At 67.5% G+C, this 14,276-nt stretch carries 3 protein-coding genes; all 3 read left to right on the plus strand.

The window, feature by feature from the left end; all coding sequences use genetic code 11:
* The first annotated feature begins 188 nt into the window (after nt 1-188).
* Genes AX730_RS05700 through AX730_RS05710 form a run of 3 tightly spaced genes read left to right on the plus strand, consistent with a single transcriptional unit; the run spans nt 189 to nt 14,241 of the window.
* Nucleotides 189-7,595 (plus strand): type I polyketide synthase, encoded by a 7,407-nt coding sequence (locus AX730_RS05700; RefSeq protein WP_062353262.1) that lies wholly within the window; start codon nt 189-191, stop codon nt 7,593-7,595.
* Entirely contained in the window at nt 7,592-13,384 is a 5,793-nt protein-coding gene (locus AX730_RS05705) for a non-ribosomal peptide synthetase (RefSeq protein ID WP_062353265.1), read from the plus strand. Before AX730_RS05700 ends, AX730_RS05705 begins: the two co-directional genes overlap by 4 nt.
* Entirely contained in the window at nt 13,381-14,241 is an 861-nt protein-coding gene (locus tag AX730_RS05710; RefSeq protein ID WP_157074116.1) for an alpha/beta hydrolase family protein, read from the plus strand. Before AX730_RS05705 ends, AX730_RS05710 begins: the two co-directional genes overlap by 4 nt.
* Nucleotides 14,242-14,276 lie beyond the last annotated feature (35 nt).

The raw sequence follows: 14,276 nt of genomic DNA on the forward strand, positions 1-14,276 counted from the left end.
CCACGCCGCTGGTCCGAGGGTCAGCGCCACGCAGGAAACGACGTTCCCGATCACCCCGCCCCCGAATCCGCGACGGGGTGATCGTGGTCATGCGGCACTGATTGCCTCTTGGCTGCTGGCCTCATCCTGTCGCGGGATACGTTTAGGGTGTGAACAGGGCATGCCAGCAATGGCAGGACGGGGGATCGTTGAGCATTTCCGCTGATAGCGGCAGCCACTGGCAGGATGTCCTGCTGGGTGGTGTCCCGTACCCGGATATTGCCTGGAAGCAGCCCTCGACCGGCGTCGAGACGCGCATCGACGCGGTCCTGCCACCGTCGCTCGACAGGACGTCGGTCCGGCTGGACGCCCCCCGCGGTGACGTTGCCAGCGTGCTGTGGGCGCTGGTAATCGCGCGTCTGTCCAACCAGGCCAGCCTCCTGCTCGTCACCTCGACGGATGGTGCAGGCGTGCTGCCGCTGCGCATCGACGTCGACCCCGGCACGACGATGGATGCCGCACTTGCGCAGGTGCGCACGCAGCGTGCCGACGATGGCGCGTGCAAGGGCCTGTCGCTGGAACTGCTCGCGGACCTGGTCCCTCCGGCCGGCGAAGGCGAGCGAACGGCGTTCCTGGCCGGTGCCGGCAGCCATTTGCTGCGCGTGGCCGAACTGGACATGACGGTCACCGACAGCGATGTCGTGCTGCGCAGCACGACTGGCGCGTTCGGATCGGATGCGCTCCAGCAGATGCTGGAGGCCTGGTCGACCCTGCTGGACGGCCTGTCTGCCGATGCGACGCAGCCGTTGTGCCGGCTGCCGCTGCTGGCGCCGGCCTTGGCGAAAGCCGCCATCGAAGCGGGCAACGCGACGCTCGCATCGTTTCCCCGTGTCGCGGGCGTGCATCGGCTGTTCGAAGCGCGGGCCGCGAGTACGCCGGATGCCGTCGCGCTGATCCACGGTGAGCGTCGCATGACGTATGCGCAGCTGGATGCGCAGGCGAACCAACTGGCGCGGCTGCTCAAGCAGCACGGCGTCGGGCCTGATGAACGCGTGGCGATCTATGTCGAGCGCGGTATCGAAGTGGTGCTGGGGCTGCTCGCCGTGCTGAAGGCCGGTGGCGCCTACGTGCCGCTGGATCCGACGTACCCGGCCGATCGACTTGCCTATACCGTGTCCGACAGCGCACCGCGCGTGCTGCTGACGATGTCGGGAATGGAGCAGGACGCGCGGACCGTGCTGGGCGACTTGCCGGCCGGCCTCGCCGTGGTGGACTTGCGCGATCCGTCGCCGGCCTGGACTGCATTGCCTGCGTATGTGCTGGATGACGGCGAAGGCCGCGTCGAAGCACATCATCTGGCCTACGTGCTGTACACCTCCGGCTCCACCGGCAAACCCAAAGGCGTGGCCATGCCGCACGGGCCGCTGGTAAACCTGATCCAGTGGCAGATGCGCGAGCCAGGCAATGGGGTTCCACTGCGCACGCTGCAATTCGCCGCGCTCGGCTTTGACGTGGCGTTCCAGGAAGTCTTCGCCACGCTGTCCACCGGCGGCACGTTGCTCGCCATCGACCAGGAGGCCCGCATGAGCGCGGGCAAGCTGTTCGATGTCATCGTCGAGCAGCGCGTGGAGCGCATGTTCCTGCCGTACTTCGCACTGCAGATGCTCGCCGAAGGCCTGGAAGGGCATCTCGCCTCCCTGCCGGAAGGTCAACGCCTCGATTGCGCGCTGCGCGAGGTCATCACGGCCGGCGAGCAACTGCGCATCGAGCCCAAGATCGTGCGCTTCTTCGAGCAATTGCCCGGCTGTCGCCTGCACAACCACTACGGCCCCACGGAAACGCACGTGGTCACCGCGCTGACGCTGCCGGAGGACCCGCACGCATGGCCGCGCCTGCCCACCATCGGCCGGCCCATCGCGAATGCACGCGTTTATGTGCTCGACGCGCAGGGTCAGCCGCTGCCGCACGGCGTGATCGGCGAGCTGTACCTGGCAGGTCCGGTGGTGGCGCGTGGCTACCTGCAGCGCGACGAACTGACCGCCGAACGCTTCCTGCGTGATCCGTTCGTCGAGGTGGAAGACGCGCGCATGTACCGCACCGGCGATCTGGGTCGCTGGTTGTCGGACGGCACGATCGAGTACCTGGGCCGGCAGGATTTCCAGGTCAAGATCCGCGGCTTCCGCGTGGAACTGGGCGAGATCGAGGCGCAGGTGATGGCGTTCCCCGGCGTACGCGAGGCCGGCGTGCTGGCACGCGAGGACGTGCCGGGGTTGAAGCGGCTGGTCGCCTATCTGTCACCACAGGACCGTGCCGCGCCGGTGGATGTGGAGCGCCTGCGGCAGCATCTGGTCGGCGTACTGCCCGATTACATGGTGCCGGTCGCCTACATGCAGATGGACACGCTGCCGCTGTCGCCGAACGGCAAGCTGGATCGCCACGCGCTGCCGCGCCCGGGCCGCCAGCGTCCTGAATGGGCCGGCGGCTACAGCGCACCGCGCGACGCTACCGAAGCGGCCCTGTGCCGCATCTTCGCCGACGTGCTGGATCTGGAAGACCTGGGTCGCGACGACAATTTCTTCGACCTGGGCGGCACCTCGCTGCTGGCGATCCGGGTGCTGGAAGCCGCGCGCCGCGAGCGCCTGGGCGATGTGCCGGCGATGGCGCTGTTCCGTGCGCCGACGCCTGCACAGCTGGCCGAGGCCATGGTTGGCCGGCGCGATTCGCTGGATGCCTCGCGCATGTCCGTGCGTCGCGAGGCGCAGGCGAACGAGCCGATCGCCATCGTGGGCATGGCTGGGCGTTTCCCCGGCGCGGCGACGGTGGAGGCGTTCTGGGACAACCTGTGCGCCGGCCGCGACAGCATCAGCATGTTCGCCGCGGACGAACTCGATGCGGGCATCCCCGAAGCGCAGCATGGCGATCCTGCCTACGTGCCGGCACGTGGCGTGTTCGACGACGTCGACAGGTTCGACGCCGCCTTCTTCGGCATCTCGCCGAAGGAAGCGGAACTGATGGATCCGCAGCAGCGCATCTTCCTGGAGCTGTGCTGGGAGTGCATCGAACGTGCCGGCCATGTGCCTGACGCGAGCGAGGTGCCGGTGGGCGTGTTCGCTGGCATGTACAACGCCAGCTATTACCAGCGCAACGTGCTGGCGCACCCGGCCCTGATCGACAAGGTCGGCGCGTTCCAGGTGATGCTCGGCAACGAAAAGGACTACATCGCCACGCGCGTGGCGCACAAGTTGAACCTCACCGGGCCGGCCATCAGCGTGCATACGGCGTGCTCCACGTCACTGGTCGCAATCAGCGAGGCCATCGACAGCCTGCGCAACGGCCGCTGCGGCATGGCGCTGGCCGGCGGCATTGCGGTGACCTGTCCGGTGCGCAGCGGCCACGTCTACCAGGAGGGCGGCATGCTGTCGGCCGATGGCCACACGCGCAGTTTCGATGCCGACGCGACCGGCACGGTGTTCAGCGACGGTGCCGCGGTCGTGCTGCTTAAACGCCACTCCGACGCGATTGCCGATGGCAATCCGATCCATGCGGTGGTGCGCGGGGCAGCCATCAACAACGATGGCGGCCAGAAGGCCAGCTTCACCGCGCCGAGCAGCGAGGGGCAGGCCGCGGTGATTGCGATGGCGCATGCCGATGCCGGCGTGGATGCGCGCAGCATCGGCTACGTGGAGGCGCATGGCACGGCCACGCCGATGGGCGACCCCATCGAGATCGAAGGCCTCACCCGCGCCTTCCGCCAGAGCACGGACGACAACGGTTTCTGCGTCGTCGGTTCGGTGAAGAGCAATGTCGGCCATCTGCTGATGGCGGCCGGCGCGGCAGGCGTGATCAAGACGGCCTACGCGCTGCATCATGGCTGCCTGCCGCCGACCGCGCATTTCCGCCAGGCCAATCCGGTGATCGATTTCGCACGCACGCCGTTCCGGGTGAGCGGCGAGCTGCAGCCTTGGGTGACCAGCGACGGCCAGCCGCGTCGCGCTGGCGTCAGCTCCTTCGGGGTCGGCGGTACCAACGCGCATGTGGTTATGGAACAGGCGCCACTGCAGGCACCGTCAGAGACGGCCGATGTTCCACCGCTGTTGACGTTGTCGGCCCGCACGCCGGCTGCGTTGGTGGAAGCCGTCACGCGCTTGGCCGATCATCTGGAACGCGATGCCGACGCCAACCTCGCCGACGTCGCGTGGACGTTGGCCGTTGGTCGAAAGGTCTTTCCGCACCGGATCACGGTTGCCGCCGACACGGCGATCACCGCAGTCGCGCAGTTGCGCAGTCCCGACCTGTCTGCGGCCGCGGCGAAGTCGCGACCCGCGCAGGCCAGCGACGTGGTGTTCATGTTCCCCGGGCAGGGCTGCCAGTACGCCGGCATGGGTCGCACGCTATACGCCCGTGAGCCGGCGTTCCGCGCCGCGTTCGATGAGTGTGCCCGCGTGCTCGATCTCGAACTCGGGCAGGACCTGTGCGCCCTCGTGTTCGGTGACGATGCCGATGCGTTGCTGCCGACGGCGATCATGCAGCCGGCGATCTTCAGCATCGAGTATTCGTTGGCGCGCTGGTGGATGGCGCAGGGCATCATGCCGGCGGCGATGATCGGGCATAGCGTTGGCGAGTTCGTCGCCTCGACGTTGGCTGGCGTGTTCGCACTGCCCGACGCGCTGCGTCTGGTGGCACGCCGTGGACGCCTGATGCAGGCGCAGCCGTCGGGCGCCATGCTGTCGGTACGGCAACCGCTCGATGCGCTGCTGCCGCGACTGCCGGGCACGCTGTCACTGGCCGCGGAGAATGCGCCTGGTGCCTGCGTGGTGGCGGGGCCGCACGACGCCATTGTCGCCTTCCAGCAGCAATTGGAAGGCGAGGGCATCGCCTGTCGCGCGCTGAAGACCTCGCATGCCTTCCACTCGGCCATGATGGATGCGGTGATGCCGGCGTTCCGTGCCGAGGTCGAGGCGCTGGTGCGCAGCGCGCCGTCGCTGCCCATCCTGTCCACTGCCACCGGTGATTGGCTGCAGGACGGGCAGGCGATGTCCGCCGAGTACTGGGCGCGCCATCTACGCGAACCGGTGCGCTTCTCCGCAGCCATCGCGCAGCTGTTGGATCGGCCCGGTCGCGTGCTGCTGGAGATTGGTCCACGCGCGACGCTGTCCACGTTGTCGCGACAACAGCCGCTGCTGAAATCCCACGGCATCACCGCCGTGGCCTCGCTGACCGATCAGGTCGAAGAGGAACATGCCGCGCTGATCGCTGCATTCGGTCACCTCTGGGCGCGTGGCGTGGACCTGTCGCCCGCCCGCCTGGACCGCCGCCAGCGCCGCCTGCGCGTGCGCCTGCCGACGTATCCGTTCGAAAAAAAGCGCTGCTGGGTCGAGCCGCCTGTGGCGGCGTCCAGCAACGTCGTACCCCATGCCAACATCGCCAACCACGCGATCCAGGAGTCCCCGATGTCCGTCGTCTCTTCTCCCGCTGCCCCCGCCAACCGCCGCCCTCGCCTGGCGGCGCGACTGCGCGAGGTATTCGAGGATGTGGCGGGTTTCGAACTTGCCGAGTCCGACGGCGATGCCAGTTTCATCGAGCTGGGCATGGATAGCCTGATGCTGACGCAGGTGGCGTTGCAGTTGCAGAAGATCTTCCCGGTGAAGATCACCTTCCGCCAGCTGATGGGCGAGTACGCCAGCGTGGACCGGCTGGCGGCGGGACTGGATGCGCAGCTGCCTGCCGATCCGGCGCCGGTAACCGCAGCCGCGACACCCGTGGCTGCGGCTGTGCCCGCGCCCTTACCCGCGCAGGCGTTGCCAGTGCCGCTTGCGGCGCCGACGTTCACCGCCGGGCTCCCGACCGGGGCCGACGGTGACGTGATCCGCAACGTGATCGCCCAGCAGATGCAATTGATGTCGCAGCAGCTGGCCTTGCTGGCCGGCGTTGCATCCTCGCCTGTCGTGGAGGCCACGCCGACGCCGGTCGCACCCTCACCCCCGCAAAGCTTGACGCGCGAGCCCGCATCGCTTGCGGCGGTTGTTGCCGGCGGTGATGAGGAAGCGGCGCTGGCACACACGCGCTACGACCTGAAGAAGGCCTTCGGCGCCATCGCCCGTATCGATGCGGCGGGCGGCACCGAGCTGGATGCGCACCAGCGCAAGCGCCTGGACGGCTTCATCCAGCGCTACACCGCGCGGACCCCGAAGTCGAAGGCGTATACGCAGCAGCACCGTGGCCACATGGCGGATCCGCGCGTGGTCACGGGCTTCCGTCCACTGACCAAGGAAATCGTCTACCAGATCGTGGTGGAACGCTCGAAGGGTTCGCATGTGTGGGACATCGACGGCCACGAATACGTCGATGCGCTGAACGGTTTCGGCACCAGCCTGTTCGGCTGGCAGCCGGAGTTCGTCGTCGACGCGATCAAGCAGCAGATCGACCACGGCTACGAGATCGGGCCGATGCACCCGCTGGCCGGCGAAGTGTCCCAGCTGGTGTGCGAACTGACCGGCCATGACCGCGCTGCGCTGTGCAACACCGGTTCGGAAGCCGTGCTCGGCGCGATGCGTATCGCACGTACCGCGACCGGGCGCGAAACCATCGTGGTGTTCTCGGGGTCGTACCACGGCATCAACGACGAAGTGATCGTGCGGGGCACGAAGAAGCTGCGTGCGGTGCCTGCCGCGCCGGGCATCCTGCGCAATACGGCCGAGAAGGTGCTGGTGCTGGACTACGGCACGCCGGAGACGCTGGAGATCATCCGCGAGCGTGCGCACGAACTGGCCGCCGTGCTGGTCGAACCGGTGCAGAGCCGTCGCCCGGACTTCCAGCCGGTGGAGTTCCTCAAGGAGGTCCGCAAGATCACGGCCGACGCCGGCGCCGTCCTGATCTTCGATGAAGTGATCACCGGCTTCCGCTCGCATCCCGGTGGCGCGCAGGCGCTGTTCGGCATCCAGGCCGACCTCTGCACCTACGGCAAGGTGGTCGGCGGTGGATACCCGATCGGCGTGATGGCGGGCAAGCGCGACTACATGGATGCACTGGATGGCGGGTACTGGCAGTACGGCGACGACTCCGTTCCGCCGGCCGGCGTGACGTACTTCGCGGGCACGTTCGTGCGCCACCCGCTGACGCTGGCGGCGGCCAAGGCCTCGCTGCTGCACATGAAGCAGTACGGCGTGGCCTTGCAGCAGCAGCTCAACGAGCGCACCACGGCGATGGCCGAGGAGATCAACGCGTTCTGCATGAAGGTCGGCGCGCCCGTGCGGATCAAGCATTTCGCCTCGCTGTGGCGCACCCACTTCGAGGAAGACCATCCGTTGCAGGACCTGCTGTTCGCCATGATGCGCAGCCGCGGCATCCACATCCTCGACAACTTCCCGTGCTTCTTCACCACTGCGCATAGCGAGGCGGATTTCCAGGCGATCATCCAGGCCTACAAGGAGTCCGTGCTGGAACTGCAGGAAGCGAAGCTGCTGCCGGGCGACGCGACGGCCGGCGTGCCCGGGGTGATGGACGCCGATCTTCCGGCCGTGCCCGGGGCGCGCCTCGGGCGCGATCCCGATGGCCGGCCCGGCTGGTACCTGGCCGATCCCGACCAACCTGGCCAGTATTCGAAGGTGGACGCATGAGTGCCATCCAAGTGACGGGTCAGGGTGGCCGCACGCGCGTCGACTACGACCCTTTCGCCGGAGGCGCGCTGCAGCGTGTCGTGCCGACGACCGAACCGCAGCGTGAAGTGTGGTTGGCGGCCAAGCTGGACCATGATGCTTCGCTGGCCTACAACGAATCGGTGTCGTTGCGGCTGCGGGGCGCGCTGGATGTGGATCGGCTGCAGGTAGCGCTGCGCGGCGTCGTCGAACGGCACGACGCGTTGCGTGCCAGCATCGGCCCGGATGGCGAGAGCTTCTGCGTGCTCGAACCGCAGGCGTTCGCGACGGCGTTCGAGGATCTCTCCGCGCTGTCCCCGCAGGCTCGCGATGCGGCCGTGAACGCGCGGCGGCAGCAGGGTGTCGACACGCTGTTCGTCCTCGAGCAAGGTCGACTGTTCCGCGCCGAACTGCTGCGATTGCAGACGGACGACCACCTGTTGCTGATGCATGCCCATCACATCGTGTGCGACGGCTGGTCCTGGTGGGTCATCGTGCGCGAGCTCGGTGCGTTGTATCGCGGCGTGTCGGCGGCATTGCCAGCGGCCGCCTCGTTCGCCGGCTATGCGCTGGACAGCGCGATGCATCCGCACGGTGACGCCCACGCCGCCGACGAACGCTACTGGTTGTCGCGTTTCTCCGGTGAGCTTCCCGTGCTGGAACTGCCGCTGGATCATCCGCGGCCCATGCACCGCACGACGGCCTCCGCCCGCGAGGACCGCATGCTCGATGCCGCATTGACGGCCGGCGTGAAGAAGCTCGGCGCGGGGCGTGGCGTGAGTCTGTTCGCCACGCTGCTGAACGGATTCGCTGCACTGATGTCGCGAATCAGCGGCCAGGATCGCGTCGTCGTCGGCATTCCCGCGGCAGGCCAGTCGGTGGACGGGCATGAGCATCTGGTCGGCCACTGCGTCAACCTGCTGCCGCTGCGCTTCGACCTGGACCACGCCCGCAGTTTCGCCGACAGCCTGGACGCGGCCCAGGAAACGCTGCTGGACGCGCTGGACCATCAACGCTACACGTTCGGCACGCTGCTTCAGCAATTGCGCGTCGCACGTGATCCTTCGCGCACGCCGCTGATCAGCGTGCTTTTCAATATCGACCAGGCGCTGGATCCGGCCAAGACGGGCTTCCAGGATCTGGAGCTGGACTTCACCACCAATCCGCGCAGCCATGACAACTTCGAGTTGTCGGTGAACGCCGTGCAAGTGGACGGGCAGCTGCGCCTGGAGTGCCAGTACAACCGCGATCTTTTCGACGCCGCGACCGTGCGGCGATGGCTGGCCGCCTACGAGACCCTGTTGCGGTCTGCGGTCGACAGGCCGGCAGAGCCGATGGCGCGGCTGCCGCTGGTGGACGCGCCGGCGCTGGCGGAGTTGGCGGCCCTGCAGCCGGCACCGGTGGTCTTCGACCGGCATTGCCTGATGCACGAACACTTCGAAGGGCAGTGCGATCGCGCCCCGGACCGCATCGCGGCGCGGCATGGCGATGCCAGCCTGAGTTACCGGCAACTGGAGGCACGCGCCAACCGGATTGCGCGCCTGTTGCGCCGCCACGGCATCGGCCGCGGTGCGCTGGTGGGCCTCGCCCTGGACCGTGGACTGGACATGCTGGCGGCGATGCTCGGCATCCTGAAGGCCGGCGCCGGCTATGTGCCGCTGGATCCCGCGTTTCCGCATGGCCGCCTGGCTTACATGGTGGAGGATGCCGGACTGGCGGCGCTGGTGACCCAGCGCGCGCATGCAGGACGCCTGGACCTGCGCGGGCGCCCGGTGCTTGCGCTGGATGCGCTGGAGTCCGCGTTGGCGGCCGAAGCGGACGGCCGTCTGGGTCGTGATGCGTCTGCTGCGGAAGCCGAGTCGACGGCCTACGTCATCTACACCTCGGGTTCGACCGGCAAGCCCAAGGGGGTACAACTGCCGCATCGCGCCGTGGCCAACCTGATGGCGAGCATGCAGCGTTGGCCGGGCATGGACCCGGATGATCGCCTGCTCGCGGTGACGACCCTGTCGTTCGACATCTCGGTGGTGGAGATGATCCTGCCGCTGAGTGTAGGAGCGCAGGTCGTGATCGCCGACAAGTCTGTCGCCGGCGATGGGCAGGCGCTTGCCGCGCTGCTGCAGGGCTCGCGCGCGACCGTCATGCAGGCGACGCCCGCCACCTGGCGGGTCCTGCTGGAGGCAGGCTGGACAGGCAATCCGGCGTTGAAGATCTTCTGCGGCGGCGAACCGATGCAGCCGGACCTGGCGACAGCGCTGCTCGCGCGTTGTGGACAGCTGTGGAACCTGTACGGTCCGACCGAGACCACGGTGTACTCGACGGGCATGCGGGTGATGCCGGCGACGAATGGGCAACGCTGGCCCGTCATCCATATCGGTCGCCCGCTGGACAATACCCAGGTCTGGATCATGGATGCGCAGGGCCAGCTGTGTCCCTACGGCGCATCCGGAGAGATATGCATCGGCGGCGAAGGTGTCGCGCGAGGGTATCTGAATCGCCCCGAGCTGACCGCCGAGCGCTTCCTGCCGGATATGTTCGCCGACGCGGCCCACGGCTTCGGCACGGACATCCCGTCACCCACGTTGTATCGCACCGGCGACCGTGGACGCTGGCGCGTGGACGGCTGCATCGAGCACATGGGGCGACTGGATTTCCAGGTCAAGGTGCGTGGTTTCCGCATCGAGCTGGGGGAAATCGAAGGCCAGTTGCTGGCGCATCGCGATATCTCCCGCGCCGTTGCGATGGCGCGCGAGGACCGTCCGGGCGATGTGCGCCTGGTGGCGTATGTCGTGCTGGGCGAGGGCGTGGCGTTGGACGATGCGGCGCTTGTCGCGCACCTCAAGCTCAACCTTCCCGACTACATGGTGCCGCAGCATTTCGTCCGCCTGCCGGCGATTCCATTGCTTCCCAACGGCAAGGTCGACCGTGGCGCGTTGCCACCGCCGGAGATCAACGTCGCGCGCACCGGCGACTTCCAGCCGCCGCGCACCCCGCTGGAGCGGCAGGTCGCCTCGATCATGGCGGACGTCCTGGGCCTGCCGCAGATGGGGCTGCACGACAACTTCTTCGCCAGTGGCGGACATTCGTTGCTCGCGGCCCAGCTGACCTCGCGTCTCAATCGCGAGTTGTCGCTTGGCCTGTCGCTGCGCACGCTGTTCGACGCGCCCACGGTGGAAAAGCTCGCGACCACCATCGAATCCGCTGCCCCGGACACGTTGCCGCCGCGGCCGCCGATCCTGCACCGGGCCGACCAGCGTGAAGCGCCGCTTTCGCTGATCCAGGAACGCCTCAAGCTGATGGAGGAGTTCAACCCGGGCCAGTTGACCTACAACACGCCGTCGGCGCACTGGTTGGCAGGTGCATTGGACCTGCCGAAGTTCGAGCAGGCGTTCCAGGCCGTCATGCAACGGCAGTCGGTATTGCGCACCACCATCGAGGAACGCGACGGCGACGCCGTGCAGGTCGTCCACGGCCGCATGGACAGCGGCCTGCTGGATGTCGAAGATCTCACCGCGATACCGCTTGCCGAGCGCGAGCGTTTCCTGGCGCAGCGCCTGAAGGGCATGATCGAGACGCCATTCGACCTGATCGGCTCGCCGCTGTTCCGCGCACGCCTGTTCAAGTTCGACGACGACCGTCATGCGCTGATGTTCATGACGCACCACATCATCTGGGACGGCTGGTCTTTCGACCTGCTCTACCGCGATCTCGCGGAAACCTATGCCGCGCTGCTCGAAGGCCGTGCACCGGTGTTGCCGCCCTTGTCGGTGACATACGGCGACTTCTCGGTGTGGCACCACGAATGGGTGGCCAGTGAACGCTATGCGCGCCAGCGCGCGTTCTGGCGCGACAAGCTGGGTGCGACCTACGAGGCAGGCGAGGGCGGCACCCTCGATCTCTCGCGGGGACGCAGCAAGCGCGGCACGGCCTCCGGGCGCGGGCTGGCGCAGGGCTTCCACATCGACAAGGCACTGGGCGACCGGCTCCGCAAGGTCGGCCTGGGGATGGATGCCACGTTGTTCGTCGTGCTGCTCAGCGCCTACTTCGTCCTGCTCAACCGCATCACCGGCCGCCGTGACATGGTGATCGCCACGCCCGTGCGCGGACGCAACAGCGCCGACGTCGAGGAGTTGATGGGCTACTTCACCAACCTGCTGCCGCTGCGGGTGAAGATCGACCCTGCATTGCCGTTCTCCGACGCGGTCAAGCGCGTCAAGGACGTGGTGCTCGACAGTTTCGCCAATCCCGACATCCGCCTCGAAGAAGTGGCGCAGGAGCTGAGCTCGCGCGGCGGACAGCGCATGTCCGCGCTTTACCAGACGCTGTTCTCGATGCAGGACATCCGCCAGCGGGTGACGCGTTGGGGCAACCTGGACCACGAGCGCCTGGAGGTCTTCCAGCCGGGTGCGACGGAGGATCTCGGCCTGTGGATCCTGGAGCGCGACGACGGGATCATCGCGAGCATGGTCTACAACGCCGACGTATTGCTGGAGGAGGATGTCGCAACGCTGCGTGGCCACTATGTCGCCCTGCTGGAACGCATCGCCTCCGGGCCGCACGACCATGTCGATGCGCTCGGCGACTTCGCCCTGCCTCCTGTCGTGCAGCGGCGTGATACGGCAGCTGCACCCGTGGCTGCGGACAGCCGCGATCACGCGCCGGCGGTGACGCGCGTGCCGGGTCAGGACCCGCGCATCACCTACCTGATCGAGGTGTGGTCCGGAATGCTCGACACCCGCGTGTCGGCGGGCGACAACTTCTTCGACCTGGGTGGCCATTCGATGCTGGCCGTGCAGATGGCCAGCCGCGTCGCCAAGGACACCGGCGCAAAACTGAAGATGATGCCGCTGGCGACGCAGACCCTGGCGCAGCTGGCCATGGAACTGCCGTCGTCGATGTTTGCGCAGGAAGACGCGGACGCGGCATCTTCGGTACCCACGACGGATGCAGGGTCGGGGAGCGATGCGGGAAAGGCATTCTTCTTCGGGCCGGGAAACCGCCGCCTGTTCGGCATGCGTCATCGAAGCGACGGGTCCGCCGCCGCGTCCGTGCCGACGACCTTGTTGTGCGTGGCGCCGTTGCTGCAGGAGGGCATCATGAGCCAGCGCGCCCTCTGGACGCTGTGCGAGGCTGTGGCCAGCCAGCAGGGCAGTGCATTGCGCTTCGACTGGTTCGGCACGGGCGATTCCACCGGCGATACGCGACAGCTCGGCCTGGAGGGCATGCAGCGGGATCTGCAGATTGCCGTCGAGCAGATGGCAGCCGGTGCGCTTGCGCCGCGTACGTTGGCACTGCGAAGCGCGTGCCTGCCCGTGCTGTTGTCGGCGAGCGCCGGCGCCGCACCGGTCGACCTGGTGCTGTGGGATCCGATCGTCCGTGGCGCTTCCATGGTGGATCGCTGGCGTCGCCAGCATCAGGAACAGCTCAAGGACGTGGGGCGCTACATCACGCGCCGCGGTCACGCGATCGCAGCGGACGAACTGCTGGGCTTCGACGTGGCGCCAGCGTTCCTGGAGGCCTTGTCCGCGCTGGATTTCCGCGCGCGTCCGTTGCCGTCAGGGAGTCGCGTGCACGTGGTCGTCTGGAGCGTCGATGCCGATGTCCAGAGCTTCATCGATGCCCAGCAGGCCGCGGGCGTCGCGGTGCAGGTCACGCACCTGGCGGCCGACGACAGGCCACCCTGGGATGAGCCGATGCAGTTCGAGAACCAGGCGCTACCGCGCCGCAGTGTGGTCCAACTCGCGGCGCTTTTGACGGAGACACAGGCATGACGGTCATGGCGGTGGACAGCACGCGGATGACGGACGCGGACAACGCGCCGGGTATCGTGGAGACGGCGCACACGTTCGGCGATGATCTGGTCGGCGTACTGACGCGACCGGCGGGCACGCCGGCCGGCACCGCGCTGATACTGCTGAATGCCGGCCTGCTTCCGCGGGTCGGGCCGTTCCGCACTTATGTCCAACTGGCGAGGTCGTTGGCGGCGGAAGGTTTCGTCGTGTTCCGTTTCGACCAGTCGGGGCTGGGTGATAGCCCGGTCTCGTCGCAAGCGGGGGAAGGGCGCAAGCGCAGGGAAACCGTCGCGGCGATGGATGTGGTGGCGCGCGAGACAGGGGTGCGCCAGTGCGTGCTGGGTGGACTGTGCTCGGCGGCGGACGATGCGTTCAACATCGCGCCCCAAGAATCCCGGGTGATGGGGCTGCTGCTGCTGGACGGCGTGGCATACATCACCCCACTGTATCGATTGCGCTATTACCTGCCGCGTCTCCTGCATCCCGGCAAGGTCCTGCGTGGTGTGCGCAGGCTGCTGCGACGAAGCGCGTCGATCGGTCAGGCCACCATCGATCCGAACAGCTTCCGCGATTTTCCGAGCCAGCCGGAGGCGGTCGACAGACTGAAGGCACTGGATGCGCGTGGTGCCAGCGTGCTGATGCTCTATACCGGTGGCATCGAGCGCTACTACAACCACAAGCGGCAGGCGCGCGAATGCTTCGGCACCGTGATGCGCTCGCCGCGCATGAGCACCGAGTACTGGGCCGACTGTGACCATACGTTCTACGCACGCCAGCACCGCGAGCGGCTGTCGGCTACCGTGGTCGAGTGGATGAAGGCGCGATACGCCGGGTGATCAGGCGTCTCCTGGTTTCGATGCCCGCTCCCCGA

It is taken from the genome of Pseudoxanthomonas mexicana, assembly GCF_001556105.1.
Taxonomy (GTDB): Bacteria; Pseudomonadota; Gammaproteobacteria; order Xanthomonadales; family Xanthomonadaceae; genus Pseudoxanthomonas_A; species Pseudoxanthomonas_A mexicana_A.

Coding starts and splice junctions, on each gene's coding strand:
- AX730_RS05705 (WP_062353265.1), top strand. CDS start 7,592: ATGAGTGCCATCCAAGTGACGGGTCAGGGTGGCCGCACGCGCGTCGAC.
- AX730_RS05710 (WP_157074116.1), top strand. CDS start 13,381: ATGACGGTCATGGCGGTGGACAGCACGCGGATGACGGACGCGGACAAC.